Source organism: Weissella thailandensis, assembly GCF_005405465.1.
In the GTDB taxonomy this organism is placed as follows: Bacteria; Bacillota; Bacilli; order Lactobacillales; family Lactobacillaceae; genus Weissella; species Weissella thailandensis.
Genome location: NZ_BJEC01000001.1, coordinates 99259 through 115808, shown reverse-complemented (window position 1 = coordinate 115808; position 16550 = coordinate 99259). Strand labels below are relative to the sequence as shown.

18 protein-coding genes are annotated in these 16550 nt (G+C 39.3%); all 18 read right to left on the bottom strand.

What is annotated here, in order from left to right; translation table 11 throughout:
* Position 1: 1 nt before the first annotated feature.
* Entirely contained in the window at positions 2–268 is a 267-nt protein-coding gene (locus FFM62_RS00620; RefSeq protein WP_042493126.1) for a hypothetical protein, read from the bottom strand.
* A gap of 4 nt (positions 269–272) precedes the next feature.
* On the bottom strand, positions 273–665 hold the full coding sequence (locus FFM62_RS00615) for a hypothetical protein (protein ID WP_115470412.1): 393 nt from the start codon (positions 663–665) through the stop codon (positions 273–275).
* Positions 666–679: 14 nt separating this feature from the next.
* Positions 680–4120 (bottom strand): beta strand repeat-containing protein, encoded by a 3441-nt coding sequence (locus FFM62_RS10205; RefSeq protein ID WP_207798768.1) that lies wholly within the window; start codon positions 4118–4120, stop codon positions 680–682.
* Between the two features lie 3 nt (positions 4121–4123).
* Positions 4124–4717: a hypothetical protein gene (locus tag FFM62_RS00600; protein WP_115470411.1), complete on the bottom strand. Its 594-nt coding sequence runs from the start codon at positions 4715–4717 to the stop codon at positions 4124–4126.
* Entirely contained in the window at positions 4710–5864 is a 1155-nt protein-coding gene (locus FFM62_RS00595; RefSeq protein WP_115470410.1) for a baseplate J/gp47 family protein, read from the bottom strand. The genes FFM62_RS00600 and FFM62_RS00595 overlap by 8 nt, the downstream gene beginning before the upstream one ends.
* Positions 5854–6198 (bottom strand): GPW/gp25 family protein, encoded by a 345-nt coding sequence (locus FFM62_RS00590; RefSeq protein WP_075268874.1) that lies wholly within the window; start codon positions 6196–6198, stop codon positions 5854–5856. The genes FFM62_RS00595 and FFM62_RS00590 overlap by 11 nt, the downstream gene beginning before the upstream one ends.
* Positions 6199–6567 carry a hypothetical protein gene (locus tag FFM62_RS00585; RefSeq protein ID WP_083603388.1) on the bottom strand — a complete coding sequence of 123 codons (369 nt, stop codon included), beginning with the start codon at positions 6565–6567 and terminating at the stop codon, positions 6199–6201.
* Positions 6568–7434: a phage protein gene (locus FFM62_RS00580; protein ID WP_115470409.1), complete on the bottom strand. Its 867-nt coding sequence runs from the start codon at positions 7432–7434 to the stop codon at positions 6568–6570.
* Positions 7434–7772, bottom strand: coding sequence for a phage baseplate plug family protein (locus tag FFM62_RS00575; protein ID WP_115470408.1), 339 nt, complete (start codon positions 7770–7772; stop codon positions 7434–7436). The genes FFM62_RS00580 and FFM62_RS00575 overlap by 1 nt, the downstream gene beginning before the upstream one ends.
* A complete protein-coding gene (locus FFM62_RS00570) occupies positions 7772–8335 on the bottom strand; it encodes a LysM peptidoglycan-binding domain-containing protein (RefSeq protein ID WP_115470407.1) in 564 nt (187 codons plus the stop codon). Before FFM62_RS00570 ends, FFM62_RS00575 begins: the two co-directional genes overlap by 1 nt.
* 11 nt (positions 8336–8346) lie before the next feature.
* Positions 8347–13017, bottom strand: a complete 4671-nt coding sequence (locus FFM62_RS00565; RefSeq protein WP_115470406.1) for a hypothetical protein — start codon at positions 13015–13017, stop codon at positions 8347–8349.
* 27 nt (positions 13018–13044) lie between these two features.
* Complete coding sequence (locus tag FFM62_RS00560; RefSeq protein WP_115470405.1) at positions 13045–13287, bottom strand: hypothetical protein; 243 nt, start codon at positions 13285–13287, stop codon at positions 13045–13047.
* Positions 13259–13636: a hypothetical protein gene (locus tag FFM62_RS00555; RefSeq protein ID WP_115470404.1), complete on the bottom strand. Its 378-nt coding sequence runs from the start codon at positions 13634–13636 to the stop codon at positions 13259–13261. The genes FFM62_RS00560 and FFM62_RS00555 overlap by 29 nt, the downstream gene beginning before the upstream one ends.
* Positions 13637–13751: 115 nt before the next feature.
* Positions 13752–14153: a phage structural protein gene (locus FFM62_RS00550; RefSeq protein ID WP_115470403.1), complete on the bottom strand. Its 402-nt coding sequence runs from the start codon at positions 14151–14153 to the stop codon at positions 13752–13754.
* A 14-nt stretch (positions 14154–14167) separates the two neighbouring features.
* A complete protein-coding gene (locus FFM62_RS00545; RefSeq protein ID WP_115470402.1) occupies positions 14168–15244 on the bottom strand; it encodes a DUF3383 family protein in 1077 nt (358 codons plus the stop codon).
* Between the two features lie 3 nt (positions 15245–15247).
* Positions 15248–15736 carry a phage neck terminator protein gene (locus FFM62_RS00540; protein ID WP_115470401.1) on the bottom strand — a complete coding sequence of 163 codons (489 nt, stop codon included), beginning with the start codon at positions 15734–15736 and terminating at the stop codon, positions 15248–15250.
* The gene (locus tag FFM62_RS00535; RefSeq protein ID WP_115470400.1) at positions 15723–16100 is read right to left on the bottom strand and encodes a hypothetical protein; all 378 of its coding nucleotides are present in this window, start codon (positions 16098–16100) and stop codon (positions 15723–15725) included. The genes FFM62_RS00540 and FFM62_RS00535 overlap by 14 nt, the downstream gene beginning before the upstream one ends.
* A 2-nt stretch (positions 16101–16102) precedes the next feature.
* Positions 16103–16543, bottom strand: coding sequence for a phage virion morphogenesis protein (locus FFM62_RS00530; RefSeq protein ID WP_115470399.1), 441 nt, complete (start codon positions 16541–16543; stop codon positions 16103–16105).
* Positions 16544–16550 lie beyond the last annotated feature (7 nt).

The window sequence follows — 16550 nt, the reverse complement described above, 5'->3', positions numbered from 1 at the left end:
ATTAATGTTCATTTTCTAACTTATCCTCCAATTCTTTAATGCGTTGCGTCAATTTTTCAATAGATGCATGTGCTTTTTGTAATTCTGCTGTCAGTTCAGCATTTTGTTCAATTAGCTTATTGTTTGATTTCATCAACTCGTTATACATCGTAATAAAATCTTTATCAGCTGAGACAGTTTTAGCGACATTCATTTTCCAAATGGCCAACACTCCAGCCACTGAGGCGGAAAGAAAGCCCAATAAAGCTGTCCAAGTAGCTTGACTCATTAACCTACCTCCGTACTTTAAACAATGTATTGTCAGTCAACAAATCAATCAGTATTCTGACTAATAGAAACATCAGACCAAGCGGAACCAATGTAATGTGAAGTGTGTTCAGATCACTCAACAAAAATGCACTCATCATCATGCCAACAACGCCTGCTGCAGCTAAACGTGTCACTTCACGAATGTAGTACCAAGTAATATCCCAAACTGATTGAACAATCATGGCGACACCATCAGCAATAACTAGCAATCTGAAACTAGGATGAGCAACTAACTGAAACGAAGCTGGGACATGAATGTCAATAACTGAAAAACCGATACTGAACATAAACGCAATCGTTATCAGTTCAGCACCGGTTATTATCCAGAACTTATTCTTAATTATGTGTTTAATCAAAGTAAACCCTCCTATTATTTAATCCAATAGGTACTACCACGAACACTTGACCATAAACCGCTGAACTCAGACGCGTCATTTTCTTTACCATGTGCGGCAATAAACCCAATTGTTCCATCTGGATCAAAAGAAAAATTAATAGCAACCGGTACGTTATTGCTCTTACCAGGAATACCTGAGGCAGTTGATGAGACAATATAAGTTCTTATTGGTGGATTGGTAATATTACTTGGTATTGTACCAAACGTTACAGAAGCTGAACCTTGTTGACTTGCCTTGAAATTGGTTAAATTACCATTGACCGTTACTTGCACACCAATTGGTGTTTCATAGAATGTCATTGTGACACTTTGGTATTTTACAGTTGCGGTTTTAGATGCGCCACGGCTGCTAACATTTCCATTAAAGTTTGTTGTCCCAGTGAAGGTCTTGTTTCCTGCGATTGATTCATTACCAGATTGATGAACCAAGCTAGAATCATTTGCCGCATTAATTGAGATATTTGCGGTTCCATCAAATTTAGTACCATTAATCGTTCGTGCAGTGGCTAGTTTAGTAGCAGATCCAGCATTTCCTGAGGTACTTTGATTTCCAGTAGTATTTACTCCTGGCAAGTTAATGTTAGCTGAGCCGTCAAAACTGACACCACCGATGCTTCGAGCTGTCTGCAATTTTGTTGCGGAACCTGCATTGCCTGAAACGCTACCGATAATTGTTGAACTAAATGATTTGGTACCAGAAATAGTTTCATTACCTGAATCATGAACAACAGCTGCATCTTGCGCAACTAGGCCACTATTATTTGGTAACACATTCACCCAACTGGTACCATTGTAACTTTGTAAGTATCCACCTTGGGTCATTCGCCACATTGCATTATAACTATTATTATTTTGAAAGTTAGGTAAGAAATAAATAGATTGGTCAGATGCCACAATCATGTCTTCAGAACCAGGGTTCACGGATGGAATAGCAGTTGAATCTATGGTTCCATCTTTAATTTTATTAATAACATTAAATGGAGATTCACCACCACCTATAACTGTTAATCCACCCGAACTTAATGCGATACCTGCACCATAACTATCTTGTGCATAATATGAACCCATTCTTCTGACAATCGTTGAGTCGCCGCTTGAATCTTCAAATTCAAGTATTGCAGTCTCATCTGTAGAAGTTACCTCTTTATAAAAATAATTAGCTTTTGAAATACCATTAACAGTCAAAGTATTGTTGAACGTCTTATAACCAGAAATTGATTCATTGCCAGATTGGTGAACAAGGTTACTATCATTTGCTGCATTTACACTGATATCTTTTGTTCCATCAAATGCAGTTCCATTCACTTTACGAGCCGTTTGCAATTTAGTTGCTGATGCTGCGTTACCAGTTGTATTTTGATTTCCTTGCGTATTAACGCCTGGAAGATTAATATTACTGCCACCATCGAAACTAACACCACCAATTGTCCTAGCAGTATGCAGTTTATCAGCCGTGCTTGCGTTTCCAGTCGTATCTTGATTACCTTGAGTGTTTACCCCTGGTAAATTGATATTTGCAGTCCCATCAAAGTTTACTCCACCAACACTTCGAGCTGTCTGCAGTTTTGTTGCAGAACCTGCATTGCCTGAAATATCACCGTTAATTGCTGAACCAAACGATTTCGTACCTGATATATTCTCATTACCTGAGTTATGGACCACAGAGTCATCTTGTGCCAATAAATTGGATACATTAGGAATAACATTGATCCATTTTTTGGAAGTTTCATCATAACGATCCCAATATCCACCAGTATTTAATCGCCAAATATTAGTGTAATTTGGTGCATTTTGTTGACTTTGTAAGAAATAAATTTCTTGGTCAGAAGCAAGAATAAGATTTTCAGAATTTAAAGCGTTAGGAGGCAAGATACTTGAGTCAGTTGTTCCGTTAGCAATAGCATCCAATATAGCACTACTAGATTCACCACCACCAATAGCAGTTAGGCCGTTTCCTGTGATACTAATACCATTACCATCAGGTGCTCCTGAATAATATTTTCCAATAGAGTGCGGCTTACCATCGCTAAGGTTATCGTCCATAACTTCCATAATTTGACTAGATGCAGTCCCCGCTGGAACGTGTTTGTAAAACCAATCAGCCTGCATGATATGATTAACATTTACATTGTTACTAAACGTTTTATTTCCAGCAATAGACTCGTTTCCAGTTTTATGAACTGCAGAATTATCAATATTTTTATCAGCACTAGCTCTATTAGCAACTTCCGTTTGTAAGTCTGCTTGCGTATCACTAACACTCTTAGTTAATGTCGCATCTGCAGCTGAACGTGTTGCTTTTTCAGTATTAAGGGCAGCAACAGCTGAACTATCCGCTTGCGAACGTGCGGTAGCTTCAGCTTGAACAGCATTTGCATTTGTAGCGTCCCCACTTTTACGGTCGGAAACTTCTGTTGCTAGAGAATTGTTAATAGTCTTATCTGCATTAGTACGATTAGTGGTTTCAGTTTGCAAATCAGCCTGAATTGCCACTGGCTTACTATTAACAGTTGGCACTTTAGTGAAATTAAATTGTGCATTTAATGTTTGATCAATGTCTTCAATAACAACTTTCCAAGATGTAAATGTATCAGATTTAATGTAGTTACGTATATATGTTTTATCCGTCTTTATATCATTAAATACTTGAATATTACCGGTGGAAATAAGCGTGTACTGTTCTGACGTTCCGCCTGGCTTATTGCTGGTAGTCTTCGTCTCTAATGTCGATAAATAGTTACCATTTGTAGTCAGAGTATTTAAATCAATATTTGCAGTAATTTGGTGAATATTAATGTAGTCAACCGTATTGGCATTGCCAGATATCGAACCAGTAATTTTTTGCTTAAATGTCTTAATACCATCAATGATTTCATTGTTAGTTAAGTGAACAACCTTTTTATCTACTGATAATGGTGCCACTTGGTCTTTAATAAAAGCAACCAAGGCATTGTAGTCCGCAACCGTCAACATTCCAGCAGTTTGTGTGTTGATTGTGATTACAGATGTATCAGAAATTGCAAAAGAAACATCTAAGGCAATTGTTTGAACCTGATTTCCACTGAATGCTGGCAAATTGGTTGCTTCATTAGTGTTGATATAACCTAATACGAAATTAGTCTTGTTAAATGTCCCTACAAGCGCAATTCCTTGTAGATTGTAATCAGATGTTAAATCAGCATTATCAATCTGCAACCGAGTTTCAACCGTATTACTTTGTGCTGATACAGTTCCAACTGGTTTAATTTGTTTAGGCCCTAGTGATGAAAGTTGCGTGAACACCAACGCATCAGTTAGTTTTGTCGCAAAAGTATAAACCTGCGTAATAGCAATACTGCCTTTTGCAGCAAGTACTTCAGTTAAGGTATCTTTACCTTCAGTGGTGAATTTAAAATTCGTAAATTTATTTGCCATCTATTACCCCTCTCCTTTGACTTCGTATGTGACAGTAGCAGATGTTAAGCCACGAACAGACAACACAGCATTAGAATTATCAACAAAACTCACTTCATCAACACGAACACCAGCAGCAACACCATTTTTAATTCGTTCCAAAATATAATTTTGTTCAAAATCAGATCGAGCCCATTCTAGTGGAATGTTACTAATTCTAATTGCTAACGGCTCACCATCATTTAGCGTGCCATTCTCATATTGTCGCAATGATTCAATTCGAATTTTATCTGGCTGAATGTCTAACGAACGTGCAATCATATTGATTAATCCATTGACCGTTGAATTACCCATATTGGTGGCTTGCTTAGACCTAATCATGATGCGGTAAAAGTCATCATCCGCTGATCCACGTTGCTGATTGAATTGATCACCAATTCTATCCAGCGCTTTACCATTCGCCTTATTGATGTCTCGAAATGCTTCAATCGTTTGATACAAACCAATTAGTTTTTGAAATGTCGCATTTAGCCATTCAGCAAAGGTAATCGTATCTTCCGCAAATCGATTAATGGGGCTAGGCAATTTAGATAGAAACAATTCTTTAAAATCATGCATTCTCTGTCACCACCAAACTATCTGCTGTCGTCACTGGAATTGCAAATTGCTGTAATTGAACATCGGCCATTGTTAAACTATCCTTACTTGAGCCAATTTTTACTTCAATAACATCAATTCCGGGGACTTTGTCATAAACGTATTTATACAAATATGAAAATCTAACAATGCCACCCATTGGTACTTTTGTCAGATAATCATTAACTGCATTTTTAATTTGCTGAATACCGTCTGTTTCAAAATCTAAATTAGTTTGCGCATTTATCGACACATAGATTGCGGTTTGCTGTGCATAATCAAAAGCAATGACGTTATCGCTAAATCCAGCGTTATCAGTCATTACTTGTTGTTTAGATCCAACTGTTTGAATACCTGCCGATACAGAATTAAATAAAGCATCAGCAATCTTCTCTTCATCTCCACCGTCAACATAAACGTGAATTGTCTTTGGTGGATTACCGAACTCATCTTCTGATAAAGTGTTGTTTTGCACTACTTGAACCGTTTTGACACCAGTCACTGCCATGACGGCTGAAATAATACCGTTTGCTGGACTTGATGGCCGTGTGTCATTCGCAATTCTAATTCGATTGGCCAACTCTAAATCTGTCTCAGAATCTGCACCAGATTCGACAGGTTCAACGTTGGTAACAGAAATAATATCTGAGGTTGGCTCAACTTGGTAAATAATCGTATTAGCTGGGACGTTATAGACCGAACCAACATCAACGGCATAAGCAGTGCCATTACCTCTTCCGTCAACTGAAAATATCAAATCGTCAGCTGTTTGAAACTCAATGCCTTCTGCTGTTTTGAATAATGTATTAGCCGGCAAAAGATAACCTGGAGTTCCAGTGAATGTTAATTCGGTTATAGCTTGCGCTGCCGGGTTGCGATAAAGCCCATAATTTGCAGCTATTTTATCAAGTGACACGCCTGTTGCAGTACTTAAAAACTGTGCGTTGTACACCTTTTCAGCCAATTGATAAAGTATATTCATGAAGTAGGCAATCAACCTAATAAATACGCCAGCAACTGAATGTGAACTTGTATCTGAATCACTACCAAATAGTTCTAACCATTTTGCAGTTAGATCACTAACCAATTCATCATATGTGGGCCGAGTAAATCCGTTATCATCCAACATTTAATTGCACCTCCGTTTCTTTTGCCTCACCATCAACTGCTAAAGCCAATTGTGCTGTTGCGGTCCGCCTATAAAAATCGGGTATCACGTCAACACTAATAACTTCAACTCGATTATCCTGACCAAGCGCATCATGAATCGATTGACTAGCATATCGAGCATCAAAATTTTTCTCCATTAAGTCAGTTCGATCTAACCCTAATTCAGGATCACCAATAAATTCGCCTAATTTTGTTTCAAGAATGATGCGTATTGATTGCATGACTTCCTCTGATTGCGTGACAACACTCTTGAAATTTAAGCCACCAGTATCGTCTAAACGAATATCTCTCATTCAATACACCTCCACGATGAAGGAATCATTCAAATCGTGTAATCTGTTAGCAGACAATTTAAACAACTTGTTAGATCCATCAAAATTAGCAATTGAACGGTCCATAAACATGACAACCACCACATCACCAACGGCAATAATACTCCGTTTAGTTTTGCCCACATGAACACCAATTAAACGTGCTCGTGGTGTTTCATCCGAACTTAACGCCAGTGGCTGGACTTCTGCTTTTTTATTGTCATCGTATAAGCGTGTGACCTTACCTAATTGTGCAACATTTAGCGTTGCTTTAATGGTGTTTGGTAGTACATTCAAAAAGAATGAGACGTCATTATCCCGCATTTTTGGTCTTTGTCCGGTATCTGCCATTTACTTCACCCCTAACTCTAATGATGTTGTCGGATTTTCACCGTCAAATGTATGTTCACCGCTTAATACTGCAGCCCACACATCAACAGATTCACTCTTTAAATGCACATGCTCGCCAGTAGTAATTCGGTAATTAAGAATTGAATCAGCTGAATATGTGAAACGACCTAGGCCATCATCGTCATCATCTTCGACCCAATCATCATCACGTCGTTCCATTGTTGGTGATGAAATGAGGCCCGTATTATTAGCCAAATAGAAATTACCAGTTACCTTGTCATCGTATAACCAACGCATGGTTAATTGACCACGTCGATAAAACAATGCAGCTCGTGCTTGTTCAGCCACGTCACTCAACGCATCAAATGGCGAGCCATCGACTGTATAGCCTTCCTTAAATACATAATTGCGACCTAGCGAAACAAAATTCAGATTGATACCTGTTGTTTGCACGATTTTATTGATGATTGTTTTAGCAGTGGTGCCTTCCCCAAACGTTAACGAAACATGCTTCAGTTTGCGGTATTCTTTACCCTCAACAACTCGCAAGGTATAGTTTAAGTCACCACCTTCACGACTTGGCACCGTTGGACGGAATATTTCGCCATCAAATATGACCCCAACATCTCCGTGGTAGCCAGCTTTAATAACAATTCGATTTCCCTGAGCAATACGATTGAAACTAATCTGGCTCATATTCCAAATTGTTACTTCGCCAACGCTCCGATCACTTGTATTGTTAAATGGCAAGCTAAACTCAATATCCATTGACTGGCTTGGATTGTTATTATGCACATACTTCAACGTGCCACCATTGGTGTAAATTTCCACGTACACCTCAAACAAATATTGCATTGTGACAGCCATTACATCACCTCATCATCTTCAAAAGTCATCAGATACAAAAATACCGTCCGTCCAAAATTATCAGACGTGACGGTATTTTCTTTGTGCGAAATATCAAATGGTACGATATCAACTTGTGGTATCTCTGGCTTAGTGAAGTCTCGCCACAAACGTTGACCATATACTAAGTGTTCGCCAGTAACAATTGGTTCATACGCATTGTTGAATAGATCAACCGTATAAAACTGACCTTCTTCATTAAAGTCAAAACGTAAGTAGACATTGTCACCAGCTAATTCAATTTCAAACTCCTCTGGCAAACTCTCTACATCTACATCAATCAAACCTCGTTCATCCATTATTTCACCCTCGCTCTAGCTCCGATTGGAATACGTCTATCAGGCCAGTGGTTCCAGTTTCTAAGCGTTTGTATTGGGGTGCCATATTTCATCCACCAACCCCAATAAGTGTTACCAGGGCGCACTGTCACATAGACACCACTACTTGGAGCTTTAGCTTGCTTTTTACCTGAATTTTTAGCCTTGGCCCAGTAAACATTGACCGTATAAACAGCCGTTAATGAGATATTGAACTTCACAGCATTTTGAAAACCACCATCATCATAAGTTTTTTCAAGGTGGCTAATAAGCATACCATTATGACGAATAGCACCACGAAATTGTAAAAGCGTTGATCCTTGGGACCAATTCAACAATTGCATGTACTTATCATCAACTTCAGCTTGGCTTTTTCCAATTATCTTTCCTGAAAACTCAAATGTTTTACTTTCCATTTGTGAATGATCAGTAATCGGTGAACCATTTTCAACTGGATGAGTAGAAACTGTATTTTCAAATTGCTCATTTTCCGTTTCAACAGAAAGCACGACTGTCTTACCTTTTGAATCAGTTAATTTTGCCAATCGTCTACCTCCTAAATCATTTGTGGCTGCATAACTGTTAACAACTTCTCGCCGATCGTATTAGCAATCGTGTTGGCATCATTTGCCGATGCACTACCGTTAATATTGACTGTCACATTAATAGTTGCACCTTGCTTAATGCTTGGTTTAGCACCACCAGTACCCTTTGCATAATGTGGGAACATCTTCTTCGTGTCGTCACCATTTAGTACTTGTGTACCTGTTGGCAATGGCACTGTTAAGTTGCGTTTCTTAGGGAAAATACCAACTAATCCATCAGGCAACATGAAGGCCTCACGCCAGTTAGATGTCTTTGAATCATTAACCAGAGCAAGTCCACCAGGATGTCCGCCACCCTTAGTGCCTTTAGCATAACCAGGCATGATTGAAGCGAATGCTGCACGAGCACCACTTGTACCCTTAGCGTGTGGTACCTTACCTTTGGTATTCACGGTGATCGTAACAGTCTTAGATTTTAAACCATTAATATCTGCAGCTAATGCCCGAACCTTTGCAGAGGCAGAACTAGCACTTGAACCAATCTTATTCATTGATGAAGCAATCTTTGACGTTGCTGATTGAGCAGCTGAAACTGCTTTAGCAAATCCAGACTTCAGTGCCTCTGTGATTTTATTAGCACCAGACTTAGCTGAACTAACTGCTTTATTCATCCCACTTGTAATCGTGCTTGATAGCTTATTCATGGCACTGGTTCCAGCACTGGCTGCCTTTGATAAACCACTCTTAATTGCAGATGATATTTGGTTAGCGCCCGAACGTGCAGCACTTCTAGCCTTGCTCATACCGCTTTTAATTGAGCTACTAAATTTACTCATAGCACCACGACCAGCGGATGATGCCTTATTCATACCTGATTTAATAGCGCTAACGATGCCGTTAGCTCCTGATCTAGCCGAACGCTTGGCTTTGTTCATGCCACTACGAACTGAACTGGCAAACTTATTAAAGCTACTTCTACCAGCGCTACCAACCTTGTTTAGTCCTGATTTAACAGAACTTGCAATGCCTTTGGCTCCAGAACGTGCAGCACGCTTAGCCTTATTCATGCCACTTCGTACGCTTGAACTTAGTTTATTAAACGAACTCTTACCAGCACGGCTTACTCCACGCAAACCAGACTTTATCGAATTAGTAATTCCTTTAGAACCACTTTTAGCTGCTCGTTTAGCCTTATTCATACCGCTACGAACAGACGAACTCAATTTACTAAATGCAGATTTTGCTGATTTACCAACATTCTTAAACTTCAAAGCACTTGTAATGCCCTTTGCACCTGATTTGACAGTACGCTTGGCTTTGTTCATACCTGATTTAATGCTTGAAGCAATTTTGCTCATTGAGCTTTTACCAGATTTGCCAATACCCTTAAATGCTTTACCAACTGACTTACTAAACTTACTTGTTGATTTACCAGCCTTATCAAACGCCTTTTTAAATGAACCACCAATTGATTTACCAGCATTCTTACCATCCTTACCAGCATTTTTTAAATGCTTAGAAGATGCCTTGGTCGACTTGTTAGCACCATCAGTTTCCTTTTTTGCTTTATTAGCACCTTTAGACCAGCCAGTGATTTTCTTTAGCCAATTTGGCGCCTTTGGAAACTTAATTTTAGGCATCTTCCATCCTTTGAATGGGTTGCTTTTCATAAATTTAGGAAGTTTAAGGTCCTTGAATGGGTTCTTAATCTTGAACTTAGGCATCTTAATTTTTGGCATTTTCCAGTTTTTAAATGGATTGCTTATCTTTGGTAGCTTTAATCCTTTTGTTAAATTAGGTACTTTAAAACCTTTGAACGGATTACTTAATTTGGGTATTTTGAACCCTTTAAATGGATTTTTCAGGCTAATTTTTGGCATCTTAAAGCCTTTAAATGGATTACTAATTTTAGGCATTTTAAGACCTTTAGTGATATCCGGCATCTTGAAGCCTTTGAATGGATTTAATCCTTTGAAGGCACCGCTTAGCTTGTCCTTAATATCCCAAAACTTAATGCTTGCCTTTCCAAATAAATCAGAGGCACCTAGCTTAGTTTTCCCCCATAAGCGACTGGCACCTTCTTTAATGTCACCCCATTTATCGCCAACACCTTGTTTTATGCCTTTCCATTTGCCACCTATCCATGAACCAGCTTTACCACCAGCCCATGATCCTAAAGCACCACCAGCAATTGTTCCAACTGGCCCCAACAATGAACCTAGTGCAGCACCCAAAGTTCCACCAACACCGCCACCGATACCAGAGCCAACACCCTTATATCTACCAGTCGTGCCTGCCTTGTTGTTCTTTAAAGCACTGAAAACATCAAAACCAGCAAATAAGGCATTCAAACCACCAGCTCCACGTTTACCAATAGCACCAAGTAATTTACCCGAACCGCCTAAAAACTTACCAAGTCCTGTCTTACCAAACTTAGTTAATAAACCAGCACCGCCAAGTGATAGCTTTCCTAATCCTGAAGCACCACCCATGAGTAGTTTTCCAAGACCGCCTTTAATTCCGCCCTTACCAGCAAGTGATGCACCTTTCAGAAATGTCTTATCAATGATTGAACCAAATTTTGAATTTGCCAGTTTCTGTCCTAATGTAAATTTACCTTTACCTGATACTGCGGATCCAGTAACATAATCGCCACCAGCTCCTGAACCATTACCAGTGCCATTCATTTTATTAGCAGCTGCCATCATCGTATCTGCTGCAGTCATCATTGTTACAGCTGCGGTACTTTTTGTACCATTTCCAAATATCTTAGATAATAAGCCACCAATTAGAGGCACTTTGCCTAATAATTTGCCAGCTTTGCCAACTAAGCCATCAAATAATTTACCAACTACTGGCAATTTAGATGCACCTTTCAAAGCTAGTAACAAGGCAGATACTTTACCAGCACCACTGCCGATATCTTCCATCATTTTGCCACTACCTTTTGGAAGCATTTTTTGAACAGCACCGATTGAGTCGCCAATGAATGAGCCAATGCTTGATAATGTATCTTTTATCTTGCCAAATTCATCAACAAATCCCTTTCCAAAACCTTTTCTAAATAAACTAGTACCCTTCCATGCTGATTGGGCAACGCTTGTAATTTCAGAAATTCCAGTACCTAGTACATTAGCTGCTGAACTAAGAACTGAAGAAGCTTTATCAGCAAATCCTTTAATTTTGTCAAAGTCTGTAAATTCTTTAGACAGATTACCAATTAAATTACTGAAACCACCACTCTTACCAACTTTTTTACCAAATTGATCCATAATCTCAGAACCAGCAAATAATGCAGCAAACTTTCCTGAACGTAACATTCCAGGCAATGTTGCATTGTAGCGCTCAGATGCTTTACCAACACCACCAGAATTACCGTAACGATCGATACCTCTGAAAGCTGTCTCTGCAGTAACTTTACCCCAGTCCCAATTACCAGCAGAGTTCTTACCAAGTTCATGACCGGTCTCTCTTTTATATTCCTTACGAATTGATCGAGTGATTTTACCGTCTAACAAATTCAATGACTTTGCTTGAAAGGCTGACATCTTACCGGTATCACCAATGTTGCCAACAGCAGTTCGGAAGCGTTGCATCTCACCGTCTGTTAAAGCGTTGGCATCTTGAATATTAAACATACCTTTTAGCATGGAATTAGTTTTCTTTAAATTACCAGAATACACACCAGCATCTGATGAGTAAATTTGCTTGGCAATTGCATTACCTTCTGTAAAACTATTTCCAGCTTTCAAGCTAGTTTTCATAATTGAATTATTAGCACCAACTGATTGCTGGTTTAGCTGTTTACCAGAAACATTACTATGCGCATCCTGAATAGAAGTTGCCCACATTGCCTGACCGTTTTGTCGGTCTTTTAACATGTCAAAACTGCCAGAAACCAACTGTTTTACTCCGCTTGCAGCACCCATAATGCCACTAGCCAAAAGCATAGATGGTGCAAACATTGACAAGCCAGTACCAAGTGCTTCACGTATGCGACCTGTTTTTTTACCACCTTTAGTTCCAGTGCCACCAGCACCATACATAGCAGCTTGCTTATTGATCTGATTAGTCTGTGCAGTGTATTTTTCAGCAAGTGCTAAGTCTTTTTGTCGTGCTGATGCCAATTTATCAGCTTGTGCAACAGACTTTGATATTGCAGCCGTTTCTTTGTCTTGCGCATTTGCCGCTCTGATTGCATATTCTTCAGCTTTTGATTGAGCAGATGCAACTTTAGCAAGCCCTTCAGCCTGTCGAGATTGTGCGGATGCTGCTTTCGCTGCCATCTCTACACTCTTAGATTGTGCTTGAGATATTTTTTCAGCATTTAAAATTGCTTTTGTAGATGCTGCATCACTTTCCTTAGATGCGGTTCCTTGACGTTTGTATGCATCTGTTACTTTGTTGATTCCAGCGACTTGTTTACTGTATGTATCAGTGGCAGAGGCCGTCTTTTGTGCCTCTGCTACTATTTTTGCTGCACTTGATACTCGCTTATATGCTTCAATTGCCTTATTTGCTTCAGAAATTACTTTCGTAAATCCTGATGACATATTAGTTGCACGAACTGAGCTAAGTGCACGGGCGGCTTCATTAAGTTCCTTAATTGCAGAACTGGCTTTTTTTAACTCGCCAAGTCCGCTAACCTCAGCTTGCGCTTTAATTGTCGTGGTATATCCCATTAATTCCACCACCCTTTCGATATGTGCTTAGTTTTTAGGAAACATGACATTAGCTACTGCAATAGCAATCGCATTGGCTAATGATTCCTGTTTCCTATCTGCTAATCCATTTAGAAACTGTAACTTTTGAAGTGTTGCTTTGTCGACTTCTTCAGCAGTCGCAACACCTTGATAAACAGGCCAAACATAGGGCCATTCCTTATCTAATTCAGATTCTAATAATTGATCACTTAAATATTTTTTACTTCCAGAGCTCGCCAAGAAACTCATCAGCTGCATCAATCAACTGATTAATCCCTTCTCGTTCGTCAAAGTCATCCAGTGATAAATTAGCTGGTTGAACAACGACATGCTCTAGCAATTGGTCCGCAAAAATTGAACGAGCTAATTGCCCATTAGGCATCGTTGAATTATCAATAATTTCCATTGCCTTGCGAATACCTGGATATTGCAATAGATACTTATCAACGCCACCATCTGCACGCTTAATTTCAACTTCTTTTTGTTGGCCAAACTTTGAAACTGGCTTAGCAACCTCTGGAATTTGTACCGATTGCTGTTGCACTTGTTCTGCGAGAGTTGGTTGTGCTGCTTGAGTTGCTTGTAATTCTTCTGCCATGATTTAAATCCTCCAAAATATGGGCACCAGCCCTGTGTAAATGTAAGTTTATGTTTGCGAATGCAAACTAAAAGCGCTTAAGGAATCGAACCTTAAACGCCTAAAAATTTATGATCTAAGCAACAACCTGAACGTCCATATCCAAGACTTCAATCGTGTAAGTACGCTTAGGCGTTTGCTTACCAAATTGACCGTCAGCAGGCTTAGCAATGATTGCTTGATTACCTGTAATCTTTTCGTTCTTTGTCTTAATAACAATTGGCACAATCTTATTTGCATTAGCCAAGCTATTAAGATACTTATGTGATGCTGAATTACCTGACAAATTGATTGTAATTTGTCCCAAACGGTTGTTGTTGATTGCAATTGATGGGTAACCTTGTGCATCAACTTCTGTTTGTACACGATCTTCCTTAATTGTGTAGGAAATCATATCACCATCTTGAAATCCTTGTATAACAATGTTGTTAATTGTTAAAACAACATCTTTCGCATTATAAACTGGAATATCTGCCATTTCTAATTACCTCACTAAACATTTTCGATTGTTCCATGGACTGTGACATCATGAATTGCACCAGCTCGAGTGTAATCAAATGACAAGCCCTTATATGAACGACTAGCAATATCTGATGCTGCTTGCTCCTCTCGTGAACCAGCAGTGACAGTGAACTTGCCAGAGTTTGTTTCAGGGTCAACCAAAACAACACCGTTTTCAGTTGCTGTACGCAAGACAGTTGTGACAGCAGCCTCCAATTGTGCAATACCTTGGGCCCCATATGGTAACTTATCAGTTGTTTGCAATAGGTTTTGAATTGATGATTCAATTTCAGCACGTACCCAGTCATCTGAATGCAAATTATCAATGTACTCGAGACCAGTTGATAGTCCTTCAGATATTTGTGCAGTGCCTGCCTTATAAACGTACATCACGGCACCAATCTCTGTAGCCTTAGCAACGACAGTGCCGTTAACTTGGGTAGCGGTAATGCCCTTTAACTTCTTAAACTTCCAAGTAATAGAACCTGGTTGCGAATTACCTAGTGCACCAATCAAAGCCCCAACACTCTTGTACTTTTCAGTAGTGCCCGCTTCACGATTGGCAATGAACACGATGGTGCGTTCGTTTCCATAGAACGGTGCATCAGTAATTGATGCAATATCACTTACCTTTGCTGTTGATAGATTGATATCCATCCCCAATACAGCTAACTTACGCCCATATGATTCAATAGCATTAGTTAACACTACTGTATCTAATGATGTTGTCGAAATCATTGTTGCAAACTCCCAACCGTCAGTTAAGGTCCCTTGCACCTTATCCTTAGTCGTTGATTGATCAACAGATGATTCAATACCGTAAAGATAAACTGTATCACCATGATTTTCTTGTGCAAAGTATGCATTGATCACTGCTTCAGTTGCTGCATTAACTGCCAAACCAAGGTTTGCAATATCGTCAGCTGAATGTAATTGCGTATCAGGCAGTACCTCTTCTGAATTGGCTGTATCTGCCACAACGTATACCGCTAAATTCCCCAAATTGATTGGAGATGCAGGATTGATAACGTCCAAAATGACTTGAACGTCCAAATTTTCATTTGCCATGAATTAACCTCTCTTTTTTACTTCCACATCATTGATTGGATCAATGGTGTCATCTGTATATGTTTCTTGTAAGCGTAATCGAACGTCAAAGCCAACCATATGTTTGTCAAAAACTTGTTCTGGAATAGAACGGATATTAGTAGGCATTATTTCCGCAATGATAATGCCTTGTTGTCGCAACTGAATATCTACATCAAACTGTGTCAATGTTTTACGCCATGCTTGTGCAGCAAACAAAGCGTTGGTTTTACTGATATCGAACAACGTAAAACTAACAACAGCTTCAAACGCTTCTTTCTGTGTCACATCAAAATACTCATCAATGGGAATGTATGGACTGATGATGTCGAATGAAATAAAGGTACCTTCAGGTTGATGCCCACCACCATTAGCTTCAGTCAACACCAGTTCAAGCTTGTCTGTAGCAATTGACGAAAAGACTTTGTTTAGCTTTGCATAATCAAAACTATTGATTTCATCAAGTTTGCTCATTGTTTGGGCTCTCTTTCTTTAACTCATACTCCAGGATATTTGAATAATCACTATAATCTTGCTTGCCAGTAACCCGATATAACTCATCATTGTGTTTTACCCTGGTCCCGATGGCATAATCATTTTCTGAAAACCAATAAGCCTTATCAGTACTAAACTCTCCTGTTTCTGCAGACATTAATTGACCAGACAATAGTGTTGAGTTGATATTGAACGTTAAGAATGGCTCGTACAAATCAATTTCTTTACTTTCTGTTTGATGCCAAATACCGTCTATCCATTCACCATCATCACTATTGGTCAGTACCGTTAATTTGGTACCAAACATGTCGATCAGTGCGCTCATGTCTAAATAAAAAGCCATATTTAACTCTCCCTATGCGTGATTGCACCATACATGTCACCAGTATCAACCAACGGCTTACTGCTGCCCTTTTTAGCAATTGTGGCTGGGCTAAGTGGTGCAAAATCACCAGCATCAATCGTTTTACGAATATCTTGAACCATGAGTATGCCAAGTTTTGACAATACAGCGCTACTTGATAAACCACCTTCAAACACTTGAATAATATCCTGACCAGTTTTCTGGCTCCACTGATTTTCATTCTCGTATTGGGTGTTGCGCAAAAAAGGACGTGCAGGTATGCCCCTGCTCGTCCCATATTCTTGCCACGTTGCTTTTTTAGCAGCAAAGCCACCAAATAGTCCTGCCTCAGCTGTCTTGCCGTCAAGTTGTTCTAAACGAGCAATTGCCTCATCTAGCTCATCAACATTCGATTCAACCTCTGTACTAAAACTAATATCCATAAGCTCA